The organism is Pseudoxanthomonas composti (genome assembly GCF_004122095.1).
Lineage (GTDB): Bacteria > Pseudomonadota > Gammaproteobacteria > Xanthomonadales > Xanthomonadaceae > Pseudoxanthomonas_A > Pseudoxanthomonas_A composti.
Window position 1 is genome coordinate 108,638 of record NZ_SAWZ01000002.1, and the last position, 26,660, is coordinate 135,297.

The 26,660-nt window shown below is 68.1% G+C and carries 16 protein-coding genes and 1 tRNA gene; 10 read left to right on the top strand and 7 right to left on the bottom strand.

Going from position 1 to position 26,660, the window contains the following annotated elements; all coding sequences use genetic code 11:
* Window positions 1–5 precede the first annotated feature (5 nt).
* A complete protein-coding gene (locus EPA99_RS03825; RefSeq protein WP_129469879.1) occupies window positions 6–1,316 on the bottom strand; it encodes a GTP-binding protein in 1,311 nt (436 codons plus the stop codon).
* A 479-nt stretch (window positions 1,317–1,795) separates the two neighbouring features.
* Here EPA99_RS03825 and EPA99_RS03830 point away from each other — a divergent pair.
* The 5 genes from EPA99_RS03830 to EPA99_RS03850 all read left to right on the top strand — a co-directional run bounded on the left by EPA99_RS03830 (window position 1,796) and on the right by EPA99_RS03850 (window position 8,331).
* A tRNA-Arg gene (locus tag EPA99_RS03830) sits at window positions 1,796–1,872 on the top strand.
* A gap of 392 nt (window positions 1,873–2,264) precedes the next feature.
* On the top strand, window positions 2,265–4,778 hold the full coding sequence (gene thrA / locus EPA99_RS03835; RefSeq protein WP_129469880.1) for a bifunctional aspartate kinase/homoserine dehydrogenase I: 2,514 nt from the start codon (window positions 2,265–2,267) through the stop codon (window positions 4,776–4,778).
* Window positions 4,779–4,887: 109 nt separating this feature from the next.
* Window positions 4,888–5,853 carry a homoserine kinase gene (locus tag EPA99_RS03840; RefSeq protein ID WP_129469881.1) on the top strand — a complete coding sequence of 322 codons (966 nt, stop codon included), beginning with the start codon at window positions 4,888–4,890 and terminating at the stop codon, window positions 5,851–5,853.
* Between the two features lie 44 nt (window positions 5,854–5,897).
* Window positions 5,898–7,190 carry a threonine synthase gene (thrC, locus tag EPA99_RS03845; RefSeq protein WP_129469882.1) on the top strand — a complete coding sequence of 431 codons (1,293 nt, stop codon included), beginning with the start codon at window positions 5,898–5,900 and terminating at the stop codon, window positions 7,188–7,190.
* 91 nt (window positions 7,191–7,281) lie between these two features.
* Window positions 7,282–8,331: a LacI family DNA-binding transcriptional regulator gene (locus EPA99_RS03850; protein WP_129470377.1), complete on the top strand. Its 1,050-nt coding sequence runs from the start codon at window positions 7,282–7,284 to the stop codon at window positions 8,329–8,331.
* Window positions 8,332–8,509: 178 nt separating this feature from the next.
* On the opposite strand, the gene EPA99_RS03855 is transcribed toward EPA99_RS03850, so the two are convergent.
* Together EPA99_RS03855 and EPA99_RS03860 are read right to left on the bottom strand one after the other, a co-directional pair.
* Window positions 8,510–10,159, bottom strand: coding sequence for an alpha-amylase family glycosyl hydrolase (locus EPA99_RS03855; protein WP_425479170.1), 1,650 nt, complete (start codon window positions 10,157–10,159; stop codon window positions 8,510–8,512).
* A gap of 47 nt (window positions 10,160–10,206) precedes the next feature.
* Window positions 10,207–11,691, bottom strand: a complete 1,485-nt coding sequence (locus EPA99_RS03860) for an MFS transporter (RefSeq protein ID WP_129469883.1) — start codon at window positions 11,689–11,691, stop codon at window positions 10,207–10,209.
* A 368-nt stretch (window positions 11,692–12,059) separates the two neighbouring features.
* On the opposite strand from EPA99_RS03860, the gene EPA99_RS03865 reads away from it, so the two are divergent.
* Entirely contained in the window at window positions 12,060–13,670 is a 1,611-nt protein-coding gene (locus tag EPA99_RS03865) for an alpha-glucosidase family protein (protein WP_129469884.1), read from the top strand.
* A gap of 273 nt (window positions 13,671–13,943) precedes the next feature.
* Here the strand turns inward: EPA99_RS03865 and EPA99_RS03870 are convergent, their stop codons facing one another.
* Window positions 13,944–15,671 (bottom strand): alpha-amylase family glycosyl hydrolase, encoded by a 1,728-nt coding sequence (locus tag EPA99_RS03870; RefSeq protein ID WP_164978554.1) that lies wholly within the window; start codon window positions 15,669–15,671, stop codon window positions 13,944–13,946.
* A 227-nt stretch (window positions 15,672–15,898) separates the two neighbouring features.
* Here EPA99_RS03870 and EPA99_RS03875 point away from each other — a divergent pair, with 227 nt between their 5' ends.
* On the top strand, window positions 15,899–18,598 hold the full coding sequence (locus tag EPA99_RS03875) for a TonB-dependent receptor (RefSeq protein ID WP_129469886.1): 2,700 nt from the start codon (window positions 15,899–15,901) through the stop codon (window positions 18,596–18,598).
* Between the two features lie 643 nt (window positions 18,599–19,241).
* On the opposite strand, the gene EPA99_RS03880 is transcribed toward EPA99_RS03875, so the two are convergent.
* Both EPA99_RS03880 and EPA99_RS03885 read right to left on the bottom strand, forming a co-directional pair.
* Window positions 19,242–20,714 carry an OprO/OprP family phosphate-selective porin gene (locus tag EPA99_RS03880; RefSeq protein ID WP_164978555.1) on the bottom strand — a complete coding sequence of 491 codons (1,473 nt, stop codon included), beginning with the start codon at window positions 20,712–20,714 and terminating at the stop codon, window positions 19,242–19,244.
* 169 nt (window positions 20,715–20,883) lie between these two features.
* Window positions 20,884–22,215, bottom strand: a complete 1,332-nt coding sequence (locus EPA99_RS03885; protein WP_129469888.1) for a CitMHS family transporter — start codon at window positions 22,213–22,215, stop codon at window positions 20,884–20,886.
* A 244-nt stretch (window positions 22,216–22,459) separates the two neighbouring features.
* Here EPA99_RS03885 and EPA99_RS03890 point away from each other — a divergent pair, with 244 nt between their 5' ends.
* From EPA99_RS03890 to EPA99_RS03900, 3 genes are read left to right on the top strand one after another with little or no spacing between them, the layout of a single operon-like run.
* Window positions 22,460–23,146 carry a response regulator transcription factor gene (locus tag EPA99_RS03890; RefSeq protein WP_129469889.1) on the top strand — a complete coding sequence of 229 codons (687 nt, stop codon included), beginning with the start codon at window positions 22,460–22,462 and terminating at the stop codon, window positions 23,144–23,146.
* Window positions 23,139–24,527 carry a sensor histidine kinase gene (locus EPA99_RS03895; RefSeq protein ID WP_129469890.1) on the top strand — a complete coding sequence of 463 codons (1,389 nt, stop codon included), beginning with the start codon at window positions 23,139–23,141 and terminating at the stop codon, window positions 24,525–24,527. The genes EPA99_RS03890 and EPA99_RS03895 overlap by 8 nt, the downstream gene beginning before the upstream one ends.
* A 29-nt stretch (window positions 24,528–24,556) precedes the next feature.
* A complete protein-coding gene (locus EPA99_RS03900) occupies window positions 24,557–25,621 on the top strand; it encodes an ABC transporter substrate-binding protein (protein ID WP_129470379.1) in 1,065 nt (354 codons plus the stop codon).
* Here EPA99_RS03900 and EPA99_RS03905 read toward each other — a convergent pair.
* Complete coding sequence (locus tag EPA99_RS03905) at window positions 25,560–26,621, bottom strand: LysR substrate-binding domain-containing protein (protein WP_129469891.1); 1,062 nt, start codon at window positions 26,619–26,621, stop codon at window positions 25,560–25,562. The two genes, EPA99_RS03900 and EPA99_RS03905, sit on opposite strands and share 62 nt — an antisense overlap.
* Between the last annotated feature and the right edge of the window lie 39 nt (window positions 26,622–26,660).

Genomic DNA, 26,660 nt, shown 5'->3' on the forward strand with positions numbered 1-26,660 from the left:
CGGCTTCATCGGCGCCACTGCGGGAAGGGGTCGGGCAGGCGCACCCACGCCGAAGGCCCGCGTATCAGTTCGGCGTCGGTCAGCAGGCAGGCGTCGAGCGCGGCGCGTGCGGCCGGCTCATCCAGGCCGATGCCGATCAAGGCAAGCTCCTGACGGCGGTCGCCCCATTGCGGGTGCCATTGCTTCTGCATCGCCGCGAACTCGCGCGGGTCGTCGACCATCTCCACCGGCGGCAGCGGTGCGGTCCACTGCGAGACCAGGTCGCCGTCATCGACGTCGTGGATCATGACCACCGCCTCGGGCGGAATGCCGACGACACCGGCATCCACCCGGTGACGCGCGCCGAACCAGAAGCCCGCCGCCTGTGTCTGGGTGGAGCCGCCGACGATGGACACCTCACCTACCCAGTCCATGCGGCTGGCGAGCCAGAAGAAGCCCTTGGCCCGGATCACGCCCGGGATGCCCTCGACCAGCAGGCGGGCAAAGCGTTCGGGATGGAACGGGCTGGACCGGCGGTAGACGAAGCTCGCGATCCCATAGGCTTCGGTTTCCGGCACGTGCTCGCCGCGCAGTTCCTTCATCCACCCCGGCGCCAGCTGCGCCCTGGTGTAGTCGAAGCGTCCGGTGTTGAGGATGCGCTCCAACGGCACCTGGCCCCTGCTGGCCTCCACCAGCTCGGCATCCTGGTTGAGGGTGCGGATCAGCGACTTGACGGTGTGCACCTGTTCCTCGCTCATCAGGTCGCGTTTGCTGATGACCACCACATCGGCGAATTCCACCTGCTCGCTGAGCAGGTTGACCAGGCCACGGTCATCGCCTTCGCCGGCCTGCATGCCGCGGTCGGCCAGGCGCTCGGCCGAGCCGAAATCCTTGAGGAAGTTCTCCCCATCGACCACGGTGACCATGGTGTCCAGTCGCGCCAGGTCCGAAAGCGAAAAGCCCGCTTCATCGCGGACCGAGAAGGTCGCCGCCACCGGCATCGGCTCGCCGATGCCGGTCGATTCGATCAGCAGGTAATCGAAGCGCCGCTCCTGCGCCAGTCGGCGGACTTCCTGGAGCAGGTCCTCGCGCAGGGTGCAGCAGATGCAGCCGTTGCTGAACTCCACCAGGGTCTCATCGGTTCGACTGAGCGCCGAGCCGCCCTCGCGCAGCAGCTGCGCATCGATGTTGATCTCGCTCATGTCGTTGACGATCACCGCCACGCGCAGGCCGCGGCGATTGTTGAGGACGGCGTTGAGGAGAGTGGTCTTGCCGGCGCCGAGGAAGCCGGAGAAGACGGTCACTGGCAGGCGAGAGTCTTGTGAGATGGAAGGCATTGCATGGCTTTGGGATGTTGTCGTTATAGTTATAACATATCATTTCTGGGTCGCGTCTCAGGCTCTTTGACGGCGAGCGATGGCATCGAGCCGAACTGGGCATCGACCCTGATGTGCCCGCAAAACACAGCCGCGCCTGGACGCGGCGTACACCGCAGCCCTGCGTGCCAACGGCCTTGCCATCGTGAGCGCAAGCGCGATGGAACGGCTATGGAGAAGGCAGACGCCATCAGTGCGCGATGAAGCGTTGGCAGATCCGCGGGAGGACGACGGGAGGACTGGGCTCGGAACCGAAGACTGCTGCCGCATAAGGCAGGCCAGTGATGCCCGCCTTTTTGTGGACCGGACCTTCCGCGACCCACGCTGCATCGATGACCGAATCGAGGCAGCACGCGTCTTGAGATCTCCTCAAGGGTCGGGCCTGGCGAGGCGGCTTCTGCTTTGCTCGCCTTGCCCGCGCCTGTATCCTTGCGCATTCAGGCCCCGTAGCTCAGCTGGATAGAGCGTCCCCCTCCTAAGGGGAAGGTCGCCCGTTCGAATCGGGCCGGGGTCACCAGAGGTCGCAACCGAGGCGTTGGTGGACGTACCGCGCGGGCCCTTGCAGCCGATGCGCATCCAGTCCCTCAAGACGCAGCGCCAATGTGGTTGCAAGTGCTTGTTTCTTCGTTGCAAACGCAACACTTGACAGCCTGCGCGGGCATCATGACCCTAGCGTTCATGCCTGTTGCCAACCGCCCTTCGCCGTACTCCGCACCGCGTCCTGACGGATGTGGCATGGCGTGCCCGAATCCGGGCATCGGCATCATGATCACGACCACCATCACCACTATGTCGGTGCGGTCGGTCGTGCTCGCTTAAGTCCAAGCAACCACGGCCCCGCACCGGATCAGGATGCGGGCAGCCCCCACATCCCACGCCGGCGCAGGGCCTTCCACCGAGGTCAGTGCCATGTCGTCCGTCGCCGTCGTCCAATCCGTCGCTGAAGCGGCACTCCCCGAACCGTCCAAACGCAGGACGGTCGCGCACAAGTTCGGCGGCACCTCCGTGGCCGATGCCGAGCGCTATCGGCACGTGGCCAAGCTGCTGCTGGCGCGCGACGAGGACGTGCAGATCACCGTGGTCTCGGCGATGAAGGGCGTGACCGATGCGCTGATCGACCTGGCCACCCTGGCCGGTACCGAGCTGGACTGGCGCGATCGCTGGCACGAGCTGCGCGCGCGCCACCGCGGCGCTGCCGTGGCCCTGCTGGGCGAATCGGTGGGCCAGACCATCGAGTGGCTGGAAGGCCGCTTCGATCATCTGGCCGAGATCCTCTCGGCGCTGTCGGTGATCGGCGAGCTGCCGCGCGAGGTGCTGGACCGCGTTCAGGGCCTGGGCGAGGTCTATTCGGCGCGACTGCTGGGCGATTACCTGTCCAGCCTGGGCGAGGACTGCGCGGTGCTGGACGCGCGCGAGGTGCTGGTGGTGGACCGCACCGACCTGGGCGTGGACGTGGACTGGGAATTGAGCGCGGCGCGGCTGGCCGAGTGGCGCGCGGCCAACCCGAGCCGACGCGTGGTGGTGACCGGCTTCGTCGCGCGCGACCGCGCCGGCCACATCACCACCCTGGGCCGCAACGGCAGCGATTACTCCGGCGCCATCTTCGCCGCGCTGTTCGATGCCAGCGAATTGCACATCTGGACCGACGTGGACGGCGTGCTGTCGGCCGACCCGCGCGTGGTGCCCGAGGCGGTGCAGCTGGAATCGCTGAGTTACGACGAGGCCTGCGAGCTGGCGTATTTCGGCGCCAAGGTCGTGCACCCGCAGACCATGTCGCCCGCGATCGAGCGCAAGCTGCCGATCATCATCCGCAACACCTTCCAGCCCGAGCACCCGGGCACGCGCATCACCAGCAACAGCGAAGCGGTCGGCCCGGTCAAGGGTCTGACGCTGTCGCCGGACCTGGCGGTGGTCAACCTGGAAGGCACCGGCCTGATCGGCGTACCGGGCACGGCCGAGCGCGTGTTCTCGGCCCTGCGCCAGGCGCGGGTGTCGGTGGTGATGATCTCGCAGGGCTCCTCGGAGCACTCGATCTGCTGCGTGGTCAAGGCCGCCGATGCGGTGCGCGCGCGCGCCACGCTGATGAGCGCCTTCGCCCACGAGCTGTCGGTGGGGCAGATCCAGCGCGTGCAGCTCACCGACGATGTCTGCGTGCTGGCGGCGGTGGGCGATGGCATGGCCGGCTCGCCGGGCGTGGCCGCGCGCCTGTTCGAATCGCTGGGCCGGGCGCAGGTCAACATTCTGGCCATTGCCCAGGGTTCGTCCGAGCGCAACATCTCCGTGGCCATTGCCGGCGCCGATGCGACCAAGGCGCTGCGCGCCGCGCACGCGGGCTTCTGGCTCTCGCCGCAGACCTTTTCGGTGGGCGTGATCGGCCCGGGCAATGTGGGCGCCGCGCTGCTGGACCAGCTGCAGGCCGCGCAGCCGCAGCTGCTGGGCAAGGCCAACCTGGACCTGCGCCTGCGCGCGATCGCCTCGCGCAGCCGCATGCTGCTGGAAGGGCGCGACATCAGCGGCAGCTGGCGCGAACGTTTCCAGTCCGCGCGCGAACCGCTGGACCTGGACCGCTTCACCGATCATCTGCTGTCCTCGCACCTGCCGCATGCGGTGATCGTGGACTGCAGCGCCAGTCCCGAGGTAGCCGAGCGCTACGCGCAGTGGCTGGCCGCCGGCATCCACGTGGTGACGCCGAACAAGCAGGCCGGCGCCGGCCCGCTGGCGCGCTACCAGGCCATCGCCGAGGCGGCGGCCGGCAGCGGGGCACGCTTCCGCTACGAGGCCACGGTCGGCGCGGGGCTGCCGGTCATCACCACGCTGCGCGACCTGGTGGACACCGGCGACACGGTGACCAGCATCGAGGGCATCTTCTCCGGCACTCTGGCGTGGTTGTTCAACAAGTTCGACGGCAGCGTGCCGTTCTCGCAGCTGGTCGCCCAGGCCCGCGGCATGGGCTACACCGAGCCGGACCCGCGCGATGACCTGTCCGGCACCGATGTGGCGCGCAAGCTGGTGATCCTGGGCCGCGAGGCCGGGCTGGGGCTCTCGCTGGAGGACGTGCAGGTGGAAAGCCTGGTGCCCGAATCCTTGCGCCAGGCCAGCGTGGAGGATTTCATGACGCGCCTGGACGAGGTGGACGCCGAGTTCGCCCAGCGCCTGGCCCAGGCGCGCCAGGCCGGCCACGTGCTGCGCTATGTCGCCCGCCTGGACGAGGGCGGCAAGGCCAGCGTGGGCCTGGTGGAATTGCCGGACACCCACGCCTTCGCCAATCTGCGCCTGACCGATAACATCGTGCAGTTCACCACCCGCCGCTACTGCAGCAATCCGCTCATCGTGCAGGGCCCGGGGGCCGGTCCGGAGGTGACCGCCGCCGGCGTGTTCGCCGACCTGCTGCGGGTGGCGGCCGGGCAGGGCGCCCGGCTGTAACCGACCTGGGTCAATGAACACAGCGCCGTGGCGGGCCGATGATGGCCGCCACGCATCGACACCGCCCCGCATCGCGCATCCCGCGCGTGAGGGGCACCAAGGAATCGCAATGCCCAGCAGTGCCAGCATCGGCAGTTCGACTGCCCGCAGTTCCCCCCCCCGCGTCGCGACCGCGTTCTCGCCGGCCTCGGTCGGCAATGTCGGGGTCGGCTTCGACATCCTCGGCCACGTCATCGAGGGCGTGGGCGATACCGTCACCGTCCGTCGCATCGAAACGCCTGAGGTGCGCATCGCCGCGATCACCGGCACCACGGTGGAGCTGCCGCTGGATGCGCCCTCCAACACCGCCGGCGCGGCGCTGATCGCCATGCGCCAGGCGCTGGCGCTGCCGTTCGGCTTGGAGGTGGAGATCGACAAGGGCATCGCGCTGGGCTCGGGCATGGGCGGGTCGGCCGCGTCCTGCGTGGCCGCCCTGGTGGCGGCCAACGCGCTGCTGGACGCGCCACTGCCCCCGCAGGCGCTGTATCCCTTCGCGCTGGTGGGCGAGGCGGTGGCCAGCGGCGGACAGCATGGCGATAACCTTGGCCCGATGCTGCTGGGCGGGCTGGTGCTGGCCACGGCCGAACACCTGGTGCCGGTGTCGGTGCCGGCGCACTGGCACAGCCTGCTGGTGCATCCGGATGCGGTGCTGGAAACCCGCCGTGCCCGCGCGGCGCTGCAGGGGGCCTACGCGCTGGAGGACTTCGTCCACCAGAGCGCCAACCTGGCGCTGGTGCTGGCCGGCTGCCAGACCGGCGATGCGGCCCTGGTCCGCGCAGGCTTGAAGGACGTGCTGGTCGAGCCGCGCCGCGCCCCGCTGATCGTGGGCTTTGCCCAAGCCAAGGCAGCGATGCTGGATGGTGGCGCCATGGGCGCGAGCATCTCCGGTGCCGGCCCCAGCATCTTCGGCTGGTTCGAGGAGCGCGCCGCTGCCGATGCCGCCGCGCCCAAGGTACAGGCCGCCTTCGCCGCGCAAGGCTTCACCAGCCAGGCCTGGGTGTCCACGCTGGCCGCGCCCGGCGCGCGCCTGCTGTGACGCCTGCGCACTTCCCGTTTCCGATCTTCCCCCAAGAGACTCCCATGCATTTCATTTCCACCCGTGACGGTGCCCCGGCCGTCAGCCTGAGCCAGGCCATCGCCGCCGGCCTGGCGCCCGATGGCGGCCTGTACGTGCCGCAAGCGCTGCCGCAGGCGCGCCAGCTGAAGGTCGGTGCCGATCTGGCGCAGACCAGCGCCGAGCTGCTGCAGCCGTTCTTTGAAGGCGATGGACTGGAATCGGAGCTGCCGGGCATTTGCGCGCAGGCCTTCGACTTTCCCGCGCCGCTGGCGCCGCTGGCCACGCCGGGCGATCACGTGCTGGAGCTGTTCCACGGGCCGACCGCGGCCTTCAAGGACTTCGGCGCGCGCTTTCTCGCCCAGTGCATGACCCGCCTGCGTCGCGGTGCGTCCACGCCGTTGACCATCGTGGTGGCGACCTCCGGCGATACCGGCGCGGCGGTGGCCGCCGCGTTCCACCAGCAGCCGGGCCTGCGCGTGGTGGTGCTGTATCCGGATGGCCGGGTCTCCCCGCGCCAGGCGCACCAGCTGGGGTGTTTTGGCGACAACGTCACCGCGCTGCGCGTCCAGGGCACCTTCGACGACTGCCAGGCGCTGGTGAAGCAGGCCCTGGGCGATGGCGTGCTGCAGGCGCAGGCGCCGTTGAGTTCGGCCAACAGCATCAGCCTGGGGCGCCTGCTGCCGCAGATGGGCTATTACGCGCACGCGGCGCTGTCGCATCACGCGGCCACGGGCAACCCACTGAACTTCGTGATTCCCACCGGCAACCTGGGCAATGCGATGGCGGCGATCCTGGCCCGCGAGCTGGGCGTGCCGCTGGGGCGCATCGTGCTGGCCACCAATGCCAACCGGGTGCTGCCCGATTACTTCGACGGCCAGGACTACACGCCGCAGGGCAGCGTGCCGACCGTGGCCAACGCCATGGACGTGGGCGCGCCGAGCAACTTCGAGCGCCTGCGCTGGCTGTACAAGGGCGACGACGCCGCGCTGCGCCAGGCCTTCAGCTCGGCCAGCGTCGGTGATGCGGACATCAAGCTGGTGATCGCGCGCCGGTTCCGGCATTTCGGCGAGGTGTTCTGCCCGCACACCGCCGTGGCGGTGAAGGTGCTGGAGGACCTGCGCAACGACGGCGTGCGCGGCGACTGGGCGGTGGCGGCCACCGCGCATCCGGCCAAGTTCGAAAGCATTGTCGAGCCCTTGGTGGGCGACAGCCTGCCGGTGCCACCGGCGCTGCAGGCGCTGCTCGAGCGCCCGGCTGCGGCCGAACCGCTGCCAGCCAGCTACGAGGCGCTGCGCGCGCACATTCTCGCCGCTTGAGCGTGGCCAGCACTGCCGCCCATGCTGCGATGCAGCGTGGGCGGCATGGCATCATCGGCGCGTCGTTCCGAGAAGACCCGTTGACGTGAGCGTGCCGATCCGTGGGAAGGCCACATCGCTGGATATCGCGCACCTGGCCGGCGTCTCGCAGCCGACCGTGTCGCGCGCGCTGCGCGGCAGCCCGATGGTCAGCGAGGAGACCCGCCGGCGCGTGCTGGCCATCGCCGAGCAGCTGAACTACAAGGTCGACAAGAACGCCTCCAACCTGCGCACGCAGCACACCGGCACGCTGGCGCTGCTGTTCTTCGAGGACCCCACGCCGGACGAGTCGGCGATCAATCCCTTCTTCCTGTCGATGCTGGGCTCGATCACGCGCGCCTGCGCGCAGCGCGGCTTCGACCTGCTGATCTCCTTCCAGCAGCTGTCCAACGACTGGCAGGCCGACTACGAGGACAGCAAGAAGGCCGATGGGCTGATCCTGCTGGGCTACGGCGACTACCTGGAAGCGCGCTCGCGGCTGGAGCGGCTGGTGCAGCAGGGCACGCATTTCGTGCGCTGGGGCGCGGCGCAGCCGGGACAGCCCGGCGTGTCCATCGGCTGCGACAACTTCCAGGGCGGCCACGACATCACTGCGCACCTGCTGGCGCAGGGATGCAGGCGCATCGCCTTCCTGGGCCATGCCTCCAACCATTATCCGGAGTTCGAAGAGCGCTACCGCGGCTATGCGCAGGCGCTGGAAGCAGCCGGACTGGCGCCCGATGCGCAATTGCAGATCGACGCGGTGACCAGCGAGCAATCCGGCCAGGAAGCTGCCGACGCGCTGCTGGCGCGCGGCGTGGCCTTCGATGCGATCTTCGGCGCCAGCGATTTGATCGCCATCGGTGCGATGAAGGCGCTGCACGAGCGCGGCGTGCGCGTGCCCGAGGACTGCCTGGTGGTCGGCTTCGACGATATCCCGCTGGCCAGCTTCGTCAATCCTGGCCTGTCCACGGTGCAGCAGGACACCAAGCAGGCCGGTGCCTTGCTGGTGGAGCGCCTGCTGCAGCTGATCGCGGGCGAGGCGGTCGATAACCTGACCATTCCGGTGAAGTTGGCGCTGCGCGGGTCGTCGCGGCGGGTGACGGCCTCGCCCGAGGCCTGAGGCGGCCCCGATGATTTGCTGGTAGTCGCTCGCCTCGGGCGGATCCCGATCCCCTGCTAAGACGGCGAGGGTCCTTGTGGGAGCGGCTCCAGCCGCGAAGAGGCTTTCCCGGTAAGGCCCCGTCGCGGCTGGAGCCGCTCCCACAAGTTCATTCTTGGGCCATGCGTAACCGGTCGGGTCAATCCTCGCGCCGGGTGCGCTCCATCAGATCGCTCAGTCGCGCCCGCAGGGCCGGGTCGGTCAGCGGCTGGTCGTAGAGCAGCACGCGCACCTCGTGGGCCGGAACCTCGAGACGGGCCGTCGTGCCGAGCTTGAGAGATTTGCCGTCGAACGCATCCTTCCAGCGCCCCGGTTGCAGCAGCTTGTCCAGCTCGATCCTGGCGGCCGTGTCGGCCTTGTTGAGCAGCACCAGCGCGGTCTGCGCCTGCCCGTCGTGCTCGTACACGCGATAGAACGCCGCCTGATTCTGGCCCAGCTGCAACGGCAGCATCAGGCCGCGCTGCAGGGCAGGAGTGTCGCGCCGCAAGGTGGCGATGCGGGTGAGCTTGCGCAGGATGGGGTTATTGCGGCCGGCATCGACACGGGCCTGGCCGTAGTAGTTGCGGTTGCCCGAGTGCTCAGCGCGGCCGCGCATGAAGCCGGTCTCCGAGCCGTAGTAGACGGCCGGAATGCCACGCGCGGTGAACAACCAGTGGTGGGCATCGATGAAGCCGGCATCGGTCGCGTCGATGCGCGCCATGTCGTGGTTGTCGTAGAAGGTCACCAGATCGTAGGGATTGGCGTAGGGGCCATCCTCCAGGTACAGCGCCTTGCCGATCTCCTCGTAGCTGCCGCCTTCCTTGCCGAAGACCTTGGCGAGCTTTCCGCGCTGAGGAAAGTCCAGCACGCTGTAGCGTCCATTGCGCGCCAGCGTGTGCCCGGCGATGGTCGCCGCGTCGTAGTCGAAGGCCTCGCCGAACATGAAAAGGCCCGGGTGCCTGGCGCGGATGCGGTCGGCGAAGGCCTTCCAGAACCGGTGCGGCATCCAGGCGATGGTGTCCACGCGAAACGCCGCCGCACCCTGGTCCAGCCACTGCGTGTAGGCGCCGACCAGATAGTCCAGCACCGCCGGATTGTCCTCGGCCAGGTCGGACAGCTCGGCCAGGCCGCCACCGGTGTTGTAGAAGGCGTGCAAGGGATTGTGCTCAGGGTCGAGCTTGCCCGGTGCCAGGTTCTGGTGGTCGGCCAGCAGCTTGCCGTCGCGATCGAAGATCTGCCCGAACTTGGGCTGGGCCTTGGGCATGGAATAGGCCGGCGAGCCATGGTTGCCGACGATGTCCAGCACCACGTCCAGCTGCTGGTCCTTCATCGCCTTGGTGAACCCGGAGAAGTCCAGCCCTGGACTTGGCAGGTGCTCGTCCAGCTTGTAAAAGTTCACGCCCCAGTAGCCGTGATACCCGGTTTTGCCTCGATCGGTCAGCGTGCTGTTCCAGGACACTGGCTTGCCGCCGGTAAAAGCCTCGTCCGGGTTGTCGACGATGGGCGTGACCCACACCGAGGTGAAGCCCATGCCGCGGATGTAGCCGGCATTGTCGACCACGCCTTTGAAGTCGCCGCCGAGATAGCCGATGTTGTCGTCTTCGCCCTCGGGTGTGCCTGGTGTGCGCACGTCGAAGGTGGGGTGCGCGCCCCCCTGGTCGCGCTGGTCGTTGGACGGGTCGCCGTTGACGAAGCGATCGGTGACGACGAAATAGATCGCGTTGCTGGCGAAGGGCTCCAATGTGCCGTAGTACTCGTCGTCGGTTGCCTGCGCTTTGGACGGCGCGGCCAGGCCGAGCGCGCCGAACAGGGCGATGCCCAGCACTGCACGCGGCAGGTCATGGTTCGAGAAGGTGATCAAGCGTGGGTCTCCCGATGCGGTTCCGGTACGCGCAGGGTGAACAGCCCGGCCAGCACCAGGCTCACCCCGCCCACGGCCAGGGCATGGAGCGGCGCATTGCCCATGAAGGTCTTGAGCAGGAAGCCGAGGATGCTGGCGGCCACCAGCTGCGGAATGACGATGAAGAAATTGAAGATGCCCATGTACAGGCCCATCTTGTGCGCCGGCAGGCTGTCGGATAGCAGGGCGTAGGGCAGGGACAGGATCGAGGCCCAGGCGATGCCCACGCCGGCCATGGACAGCAGCAGCCACTGCGGGTCGCGGATCAGCAGGAAGGACAGCAGCCCGGCACCGCCGGCGCAGGTGTTGATCAGGTGGCTGCGACGCAGGCCCAGGCGCCGCACCATCGGAGGGATGAGCACGGCGGCCAGCGCCGCAAAGCCATTGTAGGCGGCGAACAGCACGCCGACCCAGTTGGCGCCTTCGTTGTAGGCAGCCGAGGACGCATCGCTGGTGCCGTAATGCACGGCGGTGACCGCGCCGGTGGTGTAGATCCACATGGAAAACAGCGCGAACCACGAGAAGAACTGCACCACGGCCAGCCGTCGCATGGCCTGCGGCATGCGCAGCAGGTCGTCGACGATGCTGGCGTACATGCCACCCCCCCGCACCAGCGGGCGCAGCAGCAACAGCGCGCCGAACACGACGATGCCCAGGCTCAGCACGTACAGCTGGCGGTCCAGGGCGCGCCAGGCCACCAGCGCGGTCCCGGCCGCGCCGATCAACAGCGCGGCCATGCCCAGGCCGAGCGTTTGCGGCGCGGGGCCTTCCGACGACGGTGCCAGGCCAGCGTGCGCATCGTCGAAGGCGTCCAGCGCCTCGGGCGGATACTCGCGCGTGCTCAGCACCGTCCACAGGATCGACAACAGCAGCACCGCCCCGCCGAAGTAGAACGCGTAACGCACCGTGTCCGGGACCTGGCCGGGCCCTGCGGTGTTACCGACGCCGGCCTGCGCCAGCAGCCAGGGCAGCAGGCTGGCGATCACCGAGCCGATGCCGATGAAGAAACTCTGCATGGCGTACCCGGTGGGCCGTTGCGCCGGTGGCAGCTGGTCGCCGACGAAGGCGCGGAAGGGCTCCATGGAGATGTTGATCGATGCGTCCAGCACCCACAGCAGCCCGGCGGCGATCCACAGGCTCGGCGAGTTAGGCATGGCCAGCAGCGCCAGGGTGGCCAGCACCGCACCGGCGAGGAAGTAGGGACGGCGGCGGCCCAGGCCATTCCAGGTGCGGTCGGAGAAGTAGCCGACGATGGGCTGGACCAGCAGCCCGGTCAGCGGCGCGGCCACCCACAGCATCGGGATGTCGTCCACCGGCGCACCGAGGGTCTGGAAGATGCGGCTGACGTTGGCGTTCTGCAGCGCGAAGCCGAACTGGATGCCCAGGAAGCCGAAGCACATGTTCCAGATCTGCCAGAACGACAGGGTGGGCTTTCGTGTCATGCCTGTGTGTTTCCGTGACGAGTCGTTCGTCGCGGACGCTGCGAACGTGTGGCGCATGGTGAACGTTGCGCCTGGGCTTGCCATGCTGCAGTGCAAACAAACGATCTCGCTCGCGCCCTGCGCGCGGCGATCGCCTAGGTGGGCCGTTGGTTGCGGAAAATGCCTTGAAAACAGCGCCGCGCTGCGCCCGACCCATGAGCCGCATGTGTGATCGCCGGCATTTGCCGTCGTCGCACGCCCATGTTTGCGCATACGTATTCATGCCCGACCCCCACCAAAGACACGCAACGCCTCGGCGGACGCATGGAATAGTGGCGCCCGTTTTCCGGCCGTGCCGTGCCGGTGTCATTCGCTGGAGGGGAGGGGACATGGACAACTGGTGGCGTGGCGCGGTGATCTACCAGGTCTACCCGCGTAGCTTCCTGGACAGCAACGGCGATGGCGTGGGCGACCTGCCGGGCATTGTCGAGAAGCTGGACTACATCGCCAGCCTGGGCGTGGATGCGATCTGGATCTCGCCGTTCTTCAAGTCGCCGATGGCCGATTTCGGCTACGACATCGCCGACTACCGGGATGTGGATCCGCTGTTCGGTCAGTTGGAAGACTTCGACGCGTTGCTGGCCAAGGCGCATCGACTGGGGATCAAGGTGATGATCGACCAGGTGCTAAGCCACTGCTCTGACCAGCACCCCTGGTTCCTGGAGAGCCGCACCAGCCGCGACAACCCCAAGGCCGACTGGTACGTCTGGGCCGATCCGAAGGATGACGGCACCCCGCCCAACAACTGGATGTCCCTGTTCGGCGGCGTGGCCTGGCGCTGGGAGCCGCGGCGTGAGCAGTACTTCCTGCACAACTTCCTGTCCGCGCAGCCCGACCTGAACTTCCACAACCCCCAGGTGCAGCAGGCCACGCTGGACAACGTGCAGTTCTGGCTGGACCGCGGCGTGGATGGCATGCGGCTGGATGCGATCAACTTCTGCTTCCACGATCCGCAGCTGCGCGACAACCCGCCCAAGCCCAAGGACAAGCGCGTGGGACGTGGCTTCAGCCCCGACAACCCCTACGCCTACCAGTACCACTACTACAACAACACGCGGCCGGAGAACCTGCCGTTCCTGGAGCGCCTGCGCGCGCTGATGGACCGGTACCCGGATGTGGCCGCGCTCGGAGAGATCTCCTCGGAAGATTCGCTGGCGACCACGGCCGAATACACCGGGCCTTCGCGCCTGCACATGGGCTACAGCTTCGAGCTGCTGGTGGAGGACTTCAGCGCGGCTTATATCCGCCAGACGGTCTCGCGGCTGGAAGCGGCCATGACCGGCGGCTGGCCGTGCTGGGCGATCTCCAACCACGACGTCATGCGCGCGGTCACGCGCTGGGGCGGGGAGGGCGATACCGCCTTTGCCGCGCAGCTGGTGGCGATGGTGTGCTCGCTGCGCGGCTCGGTATGCCTCTACCAGGGCGAGGAGCTGGGCTTGCCGGAGGCCGAGGTGCCCTACGAGCTCCTGCAGGACCCCTACGGCAAGACCTTCTGGCCCAACTTCAAGGGCCGCGATGGTTGCCGCACGCCGATGCCGTGGACCGACGGTCCTGCCGGTGGCTTCACCTCGGCCACGCCCTGGCTGCCGGTGCCGCAGGCGCATCGCGCGATCAGCGTGGCGGCGCAGGAGACCGATCCGGGCTCCGTGTTGAACCAGGTGCGGCGCTTCCTGGGCTGGCGCAAGCAGCAGCCGGCGCTGGTGACGGGCGAGCTGCGCTTCCTGCCCACGCCCGAGCCCGTGCTGGCCTTCGTCCGTGAAGCGGTCGATGGCAGGGCCGTGCTGGTGGTCTTCAACCTGTCCGCGCAGGACATCAGCTGGAGCTTGCCGGAGCAGCTGCAGGCCGAGGCGCTCGACGGCCACGGCCTGTGCGCAGGCACGTTGCAGGCGCAGGCGCTGCAGCTGCCGGCGCGCGGCAGCTTCTTCGGCGTGTTGCGCTGAGGTAGGCAGTCGGTCAAGCATGGATCGCCGATCGCCGATCGCCGATCGCCGACGATCAAACGACGGCAGCGATTCATCGGGCAGCGCTAGAGGTTCGTGCTTCTGCTCGTCATCCCCGCGCAGGCGGGAGACGCTTCAGAACAGACGAATGTCTGGTCATCCGTGCATTGGAACCATCACGTAGACAGGGCCTGGCCATCCGGAAGGCTCTCGGCCGGATGACCAGACATTCGTCTGTTTCGAAGCGCCTCCCGCCTCGCGGGGATGAGCGCCTTAGCGCGCGGCGGGGCCCTCGACCTCCCAGACCTGTCCCGCACCAGGCGGCAGCAAGGTCTGCAGCCCGCCTTGGGCATCTGCCGCCTGGTCCGGCGTTGCGCCGTGGATGGCGAACACGCTGTGCATCCGCGCGCTGGCGCTGAAACTGCCGGCCGGCAGCGTCAGGACCTGGGCCTTGTCGGCCGTGTTGAACGCCACCAGCAGCTGGTGGCCTTCGTGCTGCATCGTATAGGCCAGCACGCCGGCAGCCTTGGCATCTGAGGCCAGGACACGCGGCGTGCCGCGACTGAGCACCGGGTGGCTGCGGCGCAGCGCGATGGCCTCATGCAGGTAGCGATACAGCGGCGCCTGGGTGTCGTAGTGGTCGCGCCCACCGGCATCTACCCCGGTGGCGAACATGGCCGGGCGGCGCTTGTCGAAGCCCTGCTCGGTGCCGTAGTAGATCACCGGGATGCCGGGCAGGGTCATGATCGCCAGCAAGGCCTGCTTCAACGCGGCCTGGCTGCCGCTGGCCAGGAAGCGGTCCACGTCATGGTTGTCCACGAAGCTGGGCATCAGGTGCGGCCGCGCATGCACCTGCATCATGTTGTCGATGCGCCAGGCCAGTTCCGCGGTGGGCTGGCGCTTGGCGAAGACATCCAGGGTGGCGCCGTACAGCGAGAAGTTGAGCACGCTGTCCAGGCGACGGGTGCCATCCGCGGCGGGCGTGGCGTAGACCTCGATGCGCCGGGCTTGCGTGTCCTGGAACGCCTTGTCCACCTTGAACGCCTCGCCGAAGGCGATGAACCGTTCGCGGCCGGTCTGCCTGGCCACAGTGGCGATGCCCGGCGCCTGGGCATCGCCCGCATGCATGAAATCCTCGAAGAAGTCTTCCGGAACGTGCAGGGCGGTGTCCACGCGGAACGCGTCCACGCCCACCTTACGGATCCAGTCGCCGTAGGTCTGGCGCATCGCCCTGCGTACCACCGGGTTCTCCGTGTTGAGATCATCCAGCCCGGCCAGCTGCCAGTTCACGTATTGGTCGCGGACCTCGTAGTCGGTGATGTCCGGCGTCCAGTGATAGATCGCCTCGCTGCGCTGCACCGGGTCGCGGGCGTCGTTGCGGTCGAACGGCGCCTGGGTTGGAGCGTGTTGCCCCTGCGAGTCGGTGATCAGCGAAAAGCCGCGCGCCGGCTCACCGGCCTTCCAGCGCCGGTCGTAGCGGATGAAGTTGGCGGTGTGGTTCACCACGATGTCCTGCACCAGGTACATGCCGCGCCCGTGCAGCGCCCGCGACAACGCCTGGTAGTCGGCCAGGGTGCCGTAGTGCGCATCGACAGCGCTGAAGTCGGTGGCCCAGTAGCCGTGGTAGCCGCCGTAGCGCGTGTCCGGGTTCCACCACTGGTTGGCCACCGGCGGGGTGATCCACACCGCGGTGGCACCCAGGCCCTGAATGTAGTCCAGGCGCTGCTGCACGCCGCGCAGGTCGCCACCGCTGTAGCGACGGTGGTCGCGTGGATCGTATTCGCCCTTGCCCTGGTCGTTGTTGCCCGGGTCGCCATCGGCGAAGCGGTCGATCATGACGAAGTAGATCACCGCATCGCGCCAGTCCGGCGAGGGCACGTGCAGCGCGCCCGGCGTCTGCGCACCGGCGGCCAGCGGAAACAGCAGTGCGGCGCGCAGCGCGCCTCGTGCGGCGCAGCATTTTGCGCGCCTTGGACCCTGAAACCGCTTTCGCATCGACATGACCGCGCACTCCTCCCATGATTGGCGTGGGCACGCTACCAATGCGCATGCGCCTAAGCCGAAGGTGCAAGGCATGAATACGTATGCATCCAGATGGCGCGGACGATGCCCGGACATACCATTGCCGCCACGTTACAGGGCAGACACATCCGCCTCTCGCAACGCGTGGTTGCCACCTGGCACCCAGAACAACTCGGCAACCAAGACAACATTGACTGGAGGGGAAAATGTTGCATCTCAAGCGCAACCTGCTGTGCGTGGCATTGGCGTCGGTCATGACGCTGAGCGCCCATGCGCAGGCACAGACCACCGCGTCCGAGGCGACGTCGTCCAACGACGCCACCGCGGGCAACGCCAACCAGGCCACCAACCTGGACACGGTGACCGTCACCGGCATCCGCCGCGGCATCGAGAACGCGATCGAGACCAAGCGCGAATCGACTTCGATCGTGGAAAGCATTTCGGCCGAGGACATCGGCAAGCTGCCCGACGTCTCCATCGCCGAGTCGATCTCGCGCCTGCCGGGCCTGACCGCCCAGCGCGTGGCCGGCCGCTCGTCCACCATCAGCATCCGCGGCCTGTCCGGCGACTACGGCACCACGCTGCTCAACGGCCGCGAGCAGGTCAGCGTCGGCGACAACCGCACCGTGGAGTTCGACCAGTATCCGGCCGAGCTGATCAACGCGGTCACCGTCTACAAGACCCCCGACGCTTCGCTGATCGGCCAGGGCCTGTCGGGCACGGTCAACCTGCAGACGGTGCGCCCCCTGCAGTTCGCCGAGCGCACCTTCTCGGTCAACGGCCGGCTGGAAGACAACTCGCTCGGCAAGCTCAACAGCGGCAGCGACGACCGTGGCAGCCGCGTCAGCGGCGCCTACATCGACCAGTTCGCCGACCGCACGGTCGGTCTTGCGGTGGGCTACGCGCGGCTGGATTCGCCCGGCCAGGCCAACCGCTGGGAAGCCTGGGGCTATCCCACCGACGCCGCTGGCACCTACGTGCTCGGTGGCACCAAGTCGATGGCGTCCTCCACCAGCAACGTGCGCCAGGGCCTGATGGGCGTGCTGGAGTTCCAGCCCAACGACAGTTTCCACTCGGTGCTGGATGCGTACTACTCCAAGTTCGAGAAGGACGAGACCACGCGCTTCATGGAGACCGGACTGGCCTGGGGCGCCGGCACTTCGCTGGACCCGACCTCGGTGGTGGTCCAGGACGGCGTGGTCACCGCCGGCACCTTCAATGGCGTGCGCCCGGTGCTGCGCAACGACCGCAATACCGGCGATGACAAGCTCTTCGCCATCGGCTGGAACAACGAGTTCAAGGCCGGCGACTACTGGACCCTGGTCGGCGATGTCAGCTACTCGCGCGCGGACCGCCAGGAAAGCATCCTGGAAACCTACTCGGGTATGCGCGCCGGGGTCACCGACTCGGTGGATTTCCTGCTGGGTCGTCACAAGCCGACTTTCAGCTACGGCATGGATTACACCGACCCGTCGCAGATCGTGCTGACCGACCCGAACAACTACGGCCAGGACGGCTACATCAAGCTGCCGGAAGTGGAGGACACGCTGAAGTCCTTCCGCGCCAGCGCCGAGCGTAGCTTCGAGAGCGGCATCTTCAGCAGCCTGGAATTCGGCGCCAACTTCTCCGACCGCGAAAAGCGCCGCTCGGTGCCGGAGTCCTTCGTCGACCTGATCCAGGACGAGACGGTGGTCGACCCGTCCTACATCCTCAGTCCGGTCAAGCTGGGCTTCACCGGCATCCCCGGCAGCTTCGCCTATGACATCGACCGCGTGTTCAACCAGTACTACGTGCTGCGCGAGAACGTCAACGCCGACATTCTCAACAAGCAGTGGACCATCAACGAGAAGGTCGATACCTACTACACCCAGCTCAACATCAACACCGACATGGGCGGGGTCTCGGTCAAGGGCAACGTGGGCGTGCAGGTGGTGCGTACCGACCAGGATTCCAGCGGCTTCTCGCTGACCCAGGGCGATGCCGCCAATGCCACGCCCATCACCGGCGGGGCGCGGTACACCGACGTGCTGCCCAGCCTGAACCTGGCCTTCGGCTTCGTGGCCGACCAGACCCTGCGCCTGGGCCTGGGGCGGCAGATGGCACGCCCGCGCATCGACCAGATGCGCGCCAGTGCCAACTCCTCGCTGTGCACGGCCGGCGACTGCATCGGCGAGTGGACCCGCACTGGCGGCAACCCCGCACTGAAGCCGTGGACGGCCAATGCCGCCGACGTGTCCTACGAGAAGTACTTCGGCAATGGCGGCGGTTACGTCAGCGCCGCGTACTTCTACAAGGACCTGCGCACCTACATCTACGACCAGACCACCGAGTACGACTTCACCGGCTTCGTCCCGCCGGAAGGCTATGCCGGCCCCACGCCGCCCAACATCGGCCGCTACACGCGTCCGGCCAACGGCGAGGGCGGCAGCCTGGAAGGCTACGAGCTGGCCGCCTCGGTGCCGTTCGACACCTTCCTGCCGGCCCTGGAGGGCTTCGGCCTGCAGGCCAACTACTCCGATACCAAGAGCTCGATCAAGCGGCTGGGCCCGGATGGCCCGGACGAGCCGATCGCCGGCCTGTCGCGTCGCGTCACCAACGTCACCCTGTACTTCGAGAAGGCCGGCTTCTCGGCTCGTGTCGGCGCGCGCAAGCGTTCGGACTTCCTCGGCGAGATCCAGGGCTTCGGTGCCGACCGTGCCCAGGTCTACATCAAGGGCGAGACCGTGGTGGACTTCCAGACCGGCTACGCCTTCCAGGAAGGCAGCCTGCAAGGCCTGTCCTTCCTGTTGCAGATCAACAACCTCACCAACGAGCCCTACGAGCAGTACTTCAGGGACAGCGGCCTGACCCAGCGTTACGAGGAATATGGTCGGCAGGTGCTGCTGGGCGTGAACTACAAGTTTTAAGGCCGGCTTCCAGACCCGCCACGGCGGGAAGCTGGCACGGCAGGTTCCGGACGTCACCGTATGATCGAAAGGCCCCGGAAACGGGGCCTTTCTTTTGGTCCTTCCGATCGATAGGGGGGGGCAGACGTGAGGCGTGCGCGCATCGCCGCTTCGGGAAACCAGCAGGCGGTTGGGCGGCAGCCGCGCTTGCTACGGTCATGTGGTGCTGACCTGAATCGAAGCGATTGGCCAAGTGCCCGGCTTGCCGCGGCGACCACCCGAGGGCCCGCTGCTGTACACGCGGTGCAAAGCTTCTTTCGAAGAAGTCAGAACCCACAGGCGTCGGGCCTGGCCCTGCGCCGGGTATGGCGAAAAGCGGGCCATGGATGGCCCGCGGCGGCGAGTCAGCCATGGATGGCTGACCGAGCCGAGGAGCCATGCCCGGCTCAGGGGCAGGCTGGTTGGCGAAGTCGGCTTTTCACGACCAACCAGGTTTCCCTCCAATGACATCGCCTGGCGGAAGCGTCGTTTTGCAGCACGTTCCGGAGAGCCTGTCTCCGCGCAGTTTCGAACCCGGCCCTCACTACCTCAAGTCTTCACCCGGCACTCCGCGCGCAGCGTGCCCGGTTGGGCGACGCGTGCGGTGGCGCATCGACGCGCAGCCTCAGAAGATGAACTCCAGTCGCGTATTGAAGGTGTTGCCGTTGTCGGGGCCAAGGAAGTCGCCACTGCGGTTGGTGCTTTCCCAGTGCGAGACCTCCAGCATGATCCGCGCCAGTGCGTTGAGGTACCAGTTCACGCCGACGGTGGTGGTCTCGCCCTCGCCGCCGGTGGGGAGCCGGGAGAAATCCGCTCGCTCATAGCGGGCCTTGATCTCCCAGGCGCCGATGCCGCCCGCCGTGACGTCCTGTTCGATCGATGGCTTGTTCCAGGTGCCGCGCCGGGCGTTGTAGACGGGCATGCCGCCGGCCAGGAACCAGCCGGCGGAGACCGCATAGGCGTCGTGGCTGAGGTCGTAGCGCGTGCCGGCATCGTGACCGCGGATCTCGCGCTGGCCCCATTCGGCGAAGGTCCAGCCGCGCCCCTGCACCACGCCCAGCTCGGCGCCATAGCCCAGGCTGGATTCGGCGCCGGGCAGCGCGCCCGGTCGCACGCGCGCGTACTCGTTGATATCGCCCGCCGCGGCATAGCTGCGAATCAAGGGGCTGGCATCGCCGGCCAGATCCTCGTAGAAGATCCAGCCACCGAGATGCCACTTGGTGGTGGCGGTGTTGTACGGCGTCCAGTGCGCGCGCGTGGCCCACGTCAGGCTGTCGTTGTCCTGGCCGCGGGTGTCGTTGATCAGATCGCCGGTGACGCTGCCAGTGACATGCCAGTCGCTGCCGGTGATGCGCTCGGTGACGCCCACGCCGAAGTAGCCGCGCACCGGCTGGATCAGGCCCGCCACGGCGTTGCGTTCCATGAAGTGCACCACCGGGCTGCCGGTGGCCCCGTCCATGCCACGGTCGCTCAGGCGCTGTCCGACCGTGAGTTCTGCCTCCAGCCCACCCACGTGATGAGCCACGGTGGCGAAGGCGGATTTGACCTCCATGATGTTGCTGGCGAAGTCGGCTTCCAATTGGTAGCCGAAGCGGCCATAGGTGCCTTCCGCGCCCAACCGCAGCCGGCGGATGCCGGTGGCCGACAGGTTGCGCTGGCCGAAGCGCGAGCCGCTGGTGCTGGTGGCATCCAGCAGGAAGCGGCCGCGCGGCTTGAAGGTGAATTCGCCATCGTCGCTGGTGAAGATCGGCGCGCCGCTGTGGAAGTCGGCCAGCACCGGCGAGAGGCCATCGTCATTGCTGCGGCGTGCCACCGGCGCTGATGGCGCGGACGTTTGCGTCGCCGTGTCCACCGTGGGTGCAGGCGCCGCTGCAGGCGCGGCAGCCTGGGCGGCGATGGACGGTGCCTGCGAAGCACGCGGCGGCGACTGCGCCTCCAGCGTGGCCAGGCGTGCTTCCAGCGCCTGGATCTGCGCGGCTTGCGCGCGGATGAGCTGTTCCAGTTCGGAGGCGCTGGCCTGCTGGGCCGATGCCGGCAGGGCGATGCCTGCGAGGGCGGCGGCGATGGCCAGCGGAAGCAGTTGCGGGGTGCGGATCATGGTGATCTCCCAAGGGATGAGCAACGCCATGCCGAGCGCGGTCGATCCGCCGCGTCGTGGCAGAGCAGGGGGCAAAGCGGGCGAACCTCTCAGCCGTGCGTGCGGCCGCCTTCGGCGCGAGTGGGGCCGCGGCGTGCGCGATCCTTCGCGCGCATCACGGCGGCACGGCTCAGCCAGCGGCCAGTGGAAACAGCCCGAACAGCAGGCCGGTGAGCAGCAGGATCAGGCAGATCATCACCGCCCACTTCAACGTGAAGCGCTGGTGGTCGGCGAAATCCACCTTGGCCATGCCCACCAGCAGATAGGTCGAAGGCACCAGCGGGCTGAGCAGGTGCACCGGCTGGCCGGCCAGCGAGGCGCGCGCCATTTCCACCGGCGCGATGCCGTACTGGCCAGCGGCTTCGGACAGGATCGGCAACACGCCAAAGTAGAAGGCGTCGTTGGACATGAAGAAGGTGAACGGCATACTGGCCACGCCGGTGATCACCGCCAGATGCGGGCCCCAGGCATCGGGGATCACCGCCAGGAAGCTGCGCGACATCGCCTCGACCATGCCGGTGTTGGACAGGATGCCGGTGAAGATGCCCGCGGCGAAGATCAGCGACACCACCGACAGCACGTTGCCGGCATGGTTGACCAGGCGCGCGCGCTGGTCGGCCAGATCGGGGTAGTTGACGACCAGCGAGATGGCGAAGCCGATCATGAAAAGCACCGGCATGGGCAGCACGCCGATCACCAGCGCGGCCATCAGGGCCAGGGTCATGGCCAGGTTGACCCACAGCAGGCGCGGGCGCTTCAGGGCCTGCGCCTCGGCGCGCTCGGCCTCGCTCAGCGTGTCCTGCGCGTGCGTTTCCTCGCGCCACGTGCCGTCGCCGGGCAGCTTGACCACACCCAGCCGGCGCCGCTCCTTCAGGCCCAGCCACCAGGCCAGCGCAAGGATGCCGGCCAGCGACAGCGCCATGGTCGGCACCATCGGAATGAACACCTTGGCTGGATCCACATGCAAGGCGGCGGCCGCACGCGCGGTCGGGCCACCCCAGGGCGTGAGGTTCATCACCCCGCTGGAGACGATGGTCACGCAGGTCATGTTCAAGGCGTTCATGCCCAGGCGCCGGTACAGCGGCAACATGGCCGAGATGGTGATCATGTAGGTGGTGGAGCCGTCGCCGTCCAGCGAGATCAGCATCGCCAGGATCGCCGTGCCCATCACGATCTTCAGCGGGTCGCCCTTGACCAGGCACAGGATGCGCCGCACCAGCGGGTCGAACAGCCCGGCATCGATCATCACGCCGAAGTACAGGATGGCGAACATCAGCATCACGCCGGTGGGCGCGATGGCCTTGATGCCATCGAGCATCATCGTGTTGATCTCGCGGCCGAAACCGCCCAGCAGCGCGAAGACGATGGGGATGGTGATCAGCGCCACCAGCGGCGACAGGCGCTTGGTCATGATCAGCGCCATGAAGGTAAGCACCATGCCGAAGCCGAGCAGGGTCAGCATGCGTCCCCCTTCGCCCGTGCCGGCGCGACGTGCGGTGCGAGGCCATCGAGGTGCGCGGCGGATGGGCGCGGCCGCGGCAGCGCGGTGGACTTGCGGTACTGCATTCACCCTCCCAGGTGGCGCGCCAGGCGCGCGCTATAGTGATCGGCCCGAGGGCTGGTCGTGCGTTGCGACAGTGGCTGCGAGCCTAGAAGTCGGAACCTGTCATCGGCCTGTCGTTTCCTTCGAGTTAGACCAAAGACCAATGCGCATCCTGTTGGTGGAAGACAACGCCGACCTGGCCGACGCCATCGTCCGGCGTATGCGCCGCAGCGGCCACGCGGTGGACTGGCAGGCCGATGGCACCCGCGCGGCCGGCGTGCTGCGCTACGCGTCCTACGACCTGGTGGTGCTGGACATCGGACTACCTGGCCAGGACGGCATGCGCGTCCTGAGCGGGCTGCGCGGGCGCGGCGATGACACCCCCGTGCTGATGCTGACCGCGCGCGATGGCATCGAGGACCGGGTGGCGGCGCTGGATGTCGGCGCCGACGATTACCTGGCCAAGCCCTTCGACTTCCGCGAGTTCGAGGCGCGCTGTCGCGTGCTGCTGCGCCGCAGTCGCGGGCAGGCTTCGGCGGCCTTGCAGATCGGCACGCTGACCTTCGACAGTGCCGCGCATCGAGTCACCTTGGACGGCCAGGCGCTGGAGCTGCCCAACCGCGAGTTCCGCCTGCTGGAGATCCTGCTCGGCAAACTGGGGCAGGTGGTCAGCAAGGAAGAGATCGGCAACGGGCTGTATGGCTTCGACGATACCTCGGGGCCCAACGCCATCGAGCTCTACGTCGGCCGCCTGCGCAAGCGCCTGGGCGAGCGCCCGCTGCGCATCGTGACTGTGCGCGGCGCCGGCTACCGGGCCGAGGCCGCCGCCGATGGTGCAGCGGATGCTTGAAGAACCCGCCCCGCGCAGGCCATCGCTGCGCCGCACGCTGCTGATGTACCTGGGCCTGCTGTCGCTGCTGGCCACCGGCGTGCTGTTCTACCTGGCCCGCGACTACGGCCACCGTGCGGCGGATCGCTCCTACGATCACCTGCTGGTGTCTTCTACGCTGTCCATCGTCGACAGCGTGGCCCTGGCCGATGGCCAGTGGCAGGTCGATCTTCCCTACGCTGCGCTGGACCTGCTGGCGATGGCGCCGGAGGATCGGGTGTTCTACCGCGTATCCGATGCCAAGGGCCCAGCCATCACCGGCTACGCCGATCTGCCCGCGCCGCCGCGCCTGCCGGCAGAAGGTCGGCCGCTGCTGTTCGATGCGGTCTACAGCGGCGAGCCGGTGCGTTTTGCCGTGGTGACGCGGCGCTTCTCATCGCCCGCATCGCAGGACCAGGTTGTGGTGCAGGTCGGGCAGACGCGGCGCGCGCGGCAAGCCCTGGCCAACGACCTGGTGCTGCGTGCCACCGCGGCGGCGGCTCTGCTGTCGGTGCTGAGCCTGCTGCTGGTCTGGCTGGGCGTGCGGCGCGCCCTTCGGCCCTTGAAGCAGCTGGAAGACGACCTGTCCCAGCGCGAGCCCTCCGACCTGGCCCCGCTGCAGGACACAGCGCCCAAGGAGCTGGAACAGATGGTGGGCGCGCTCAATCGCTTCATGTCGAGGCTGCAGGACAGCAACGACGGCCTGCGCGCCTTCATGGCCGAGGCCGCGCACCAGATGCGCACGCCGCTGGCGGCGATCCGCGCGCAGGCGCAGCTGGGCGTGGAGGAAGACCAGCCGGAAGAAATGCGGCGCAGCCTGGAGGCCATCGAGCGCAACGCCAGCCACATGAGCCGCCTGCTCAACCAACTGCTCAGCGATGCCAGCGTGTTGCATCGGGCCAGTCTGCAAAGCTTCGAGCCGGTCGAGCTTGGCCAGGTGCTTCGCCAGGCCGTCGCCGATGCGCTCCCCCCGGGCGGCCAGTCGCCGCCACTGCAGCTGTCCTTGCCCGATACGCCGGTTCACATCCGCGGCGACGCCCTGCTGCTGCGCGAGGCCTTCAAGAACCTCATCGATAACGCGGTGCGGCACGGCGGTGCCGACAACCCGCTGGAGCTGGAGATGCGCGTGTTCCAGGCAGATTGCCAGGTCACCCTGAGCGACCGCGGCCCCGGGATCGCCCCGGGCGATGCCGGGCGCCTGTTCGAGCGCTTCGCGCGCGGGGCCCACGCCGGGCCGGGCGGGGCAGGCCTGGGCCTGGCCATCGTGCGCCGGGTGATCCAGGCTCACCGGGGCCACATCGCCCTGGACAACCGCGAAGGTGGCGGCCTGCGGGTGACGGTCGTGCTGCCGAGGATGCCTTGACGATGCGCACGCCCACGACCTGGCCGCGTATGCGCCGCTGCTGCCTTGCGCTCTGGCTGCTGTGCTGCGCCGTGGTCGCCCACGCAGCACCCGGCGCGACCCAGCGTTTCCCCGCGCCGGCAGGGACGACATCGGCGCCACTGCGCATTCAGGGCTCCACCGACCTGGAGGTGTTCGCCTCGGTGATCGCCGACTACCAGAGGCTGCACCCCCATGTGGAGGTGATCTACCACGATGTCGCCGCCCAGGAGATGCAGACGCGCTACCTGCAGAATCCGCGCCGGGCCGATGGCCCCGACCTGATGATCAGCAGCGGCATGGATCTGCAAGCCAAACTGGTCAACGACGGCTATGCGCTGGCCCATCGTTCCGAACGCACCGAGCAGCTGCCGGACTGGGCGCAGTGGCGGCACGAGGCCTTCGCCATCAGCTACGAGCCGCTGGCCATCGTTTACAACACCCGGCTGCTGCCCGCCGCACGCGTGCCGCGCACCCGGCGCCAGCTGCTGGATCTGCTCCGCGCGCCCGATGGCCTGCTACGCGGTCGCATCGGCACCTATGACGCCCTGCGCAGCAGTGTGGGCTATCTGGCCGCCACCCAGGACGCCCAGCGCGGCAGCATCTCCGGTGCGCTGCTGGCGGCGCTGGGGGACAACCAGGTGGTGCTGGAGGAACACACCGCCACGCTGCTGGACGATGTGGCCAACGGCCGCCTGCTGATGGTCTACAACGGGTTGGGGTCCTATGCCAAGGCGCGTGCCGAGGCAGGTCAACCGCTGGGGTTGGTCTATCCGGAGGATTACACCCTGGTGGCGCTGCGCACGGCGCTGATTCCGCGCACGGCCGCGCAGCCGGCGCTGGCGCACGCGTTCCTCGAATACCTGCTGTCGCCACGTGGGCAGCACGTGCTGGAGCGCGAGGCCCACCTGATTCCGGTGATGCCCGGCGCCGGCAGCGGCGGCGCGGTCCTGCGCGACCCCAGCTTCAGGCCGATTCCGCTGGGGCCTGGCCTGCTGGTTTACCTTGATGCGCTCAAGCGGCGCCAATTTCTGGAAGGCTGGCGCGGGAGCGTGTCCCAGTCGGCGGCGCCGTGACGCCAGGAAGGGCTGCAGACGGCTGCGGCGTACTCCACTGCCGCCAGTGCGGCGTGGCAGGGCCGGCGAGGATGGGCCGCTCACCGGACAGGTGCCGCCGCAGCTCGTTGGCCGAAACCTCGCGCAGCAGCTGCAGGATGAAGAACTGCGCATGTTCGCGCAGCAAATGGTCGCGCCGCATCAGCAGCCAGGTGATGCAAGGCGGAAGAAGGTGGGTGATCGGGACGGCGTGTAGATCGCTGTCCGCCGGGTCCAGCGCCATCTCGGCGACGATGCCCACGCCCATGCCGGCGCGCACGTAGGTCTTGATCAGGTCGCCGTCGCGCGCGGTCATCGCCAGTTCCGGCAACAGGCCGGCATCGCCGAAGGTGCGGCGCAGCGAGGAGCCAGCCTCGCGGCTGGACTCGTAGCTGACCAGCCGGTGCGCCGCCAGGTCCTCCAGGCGCAACGGGTCTTGCCGTGTCGCCAGAGGGTGGTCGCGCGGCACCAGCGCCACGCGGTCCCAGCGATACAGGGGCAGGGCGATCTCGGCATCGGGCGTGTCGCCGGCGGTGCTGACGATGGCCATCTCCGCTTCGTTGCGGCGCAGGCGATCCAGCGATTCGCGGTCGCCACCCGGGGCCAGGTGCACCGTGACCTGCGGATAGCGCGCACTGGTGCGGCGCAGGGCATCGGGCAGGGCGTAGCGGGCCTGCGTATGCGTGGTGGCGATGTGCAGCTCGCCGCGCGCGTCGCTGCGCGTGTCGGCGGCCAGGGAGCGGATGTTGGCCAGGGCCAGCAGCGCACTGCGTGCGTGCTCCAGCACCTTCAGCCCGGCAGGCGTCACCGCCGTCAGCGTGCGCCCACGGCGGGTGAACAGCAAAAAGCCCAGCTCGTCCTCCATCAGCTTCAGCTGCTTGGACAGCGTGGATTGGGTGGCGTGGACGCGCGGCGCGGCCAGGGTGATGTTGAGGCCGGCATCGACGATGGCCACGAAGTAACGGAGCTGCAGGAAAGTCATGCGATGGCGAAAGAGCCGTGTGCGCGGCAGGCGTGCATC

Bases quoted from the DNA above. Each gene is read 5' to 3' on its own strand.
- EPA99_RS03840 (WP_129469881.1), top strand. From the start codon at position 4,888: ATGCCCAGCAGTGCCAGCATCGGCAGTTCGACTGCCCGCAGTTCCCCC.
- thrA (WP_129469880.1), top strand. From the start codon at position 2,265: ATGTCGTCCGTCGCCGTCGTCCAATCCGTCGCTGAAGCGGCACTCCCC.
- EPA99_RS03865 (WP_129469884.1), top strand. From the start codon at position 12,060: ATGGACAACTGGTGGCGTGGCGCGGTGATCTACCAGGTCTACCCGCGT.
- EPA99_RS03890 (WP_129469889.1), top strand. From the start codon at position 22,460: ATGCGCATCCTGTTGGTGGAAGACAACGCCGACCTGGCCGACGCCATC.
- EPA99_RS03880 (WP_164978555.1), bottom strand. From the start codon at position 20,714: ATGATCCGCACCCCGCAACTGCTTCCGCTGGCCATCGCCGCCGCCCTC.
- EPA99_RS03895 (WP_129469890.1), top strand. From the start codon at position 23,139: ATGCTTGAAGAACCCGCCCCGCGCAGGCCATCGCTGCGCCGCACGCTG.
- EPA99_RS03885 (WP_129469888.1), bottom strand. From the start codon at position 22,215: ATGCTGACCCTGCTCGGCTTCGGCATGGTGCTTACCTTCATGGCGCTG.
- EPA99_RS03825 (WP_129469879.1), bottom strand. From the start codon at position 1,316: ATGCCTTCCATCTCACAAGACTCTCGCCTGCCAGTGACCGTCTTCTCC.
- EPA99_RS03860 (WP_129469883.1), bottom strand. From the start codon at position 11,691: ATGACACGAAAGCCCACCCTGTCGTTCTGGCAGATCTGGAACATGTGC.
- thrC (WP_129469882.1), top strand. From the start codon at position 5,898: ATGCATTTCATTTCCACCCGTGACGGTGCCCCGGCCGTCAGCCTGAGC.
- EPA99_RS03875 (WP_129469886.1), top strand. From the start codon at position 15,899: ATGTTGCATCTCAAGCGCAACCTGCTGTGCGTGGCATTGGCGTCGGTC.
- EPA99_RS03905 (WP_129469891.1), bottom strand. From the start codon at position 26,621: ATGACTTTCCTGCAGCTCCGTTACTTCGTGGCCATCGTCGATGCCGGC.
- EPA99_RS03900 (WP_129470379.1), top strand. From the start codon at position 24,557: ATGCGCCGCTGCTGCCTTGCGCTCTGGCTGCTGTGCTGCGCCGTGGTC.
- EPA99_RS03870 (WP_164978554.1), bottom strand. From the start codon at position 15,671: ATGTCGATGCGAAAGCGGTTTCAGGGTCCAAGGCGCGCAAAATGCTGC.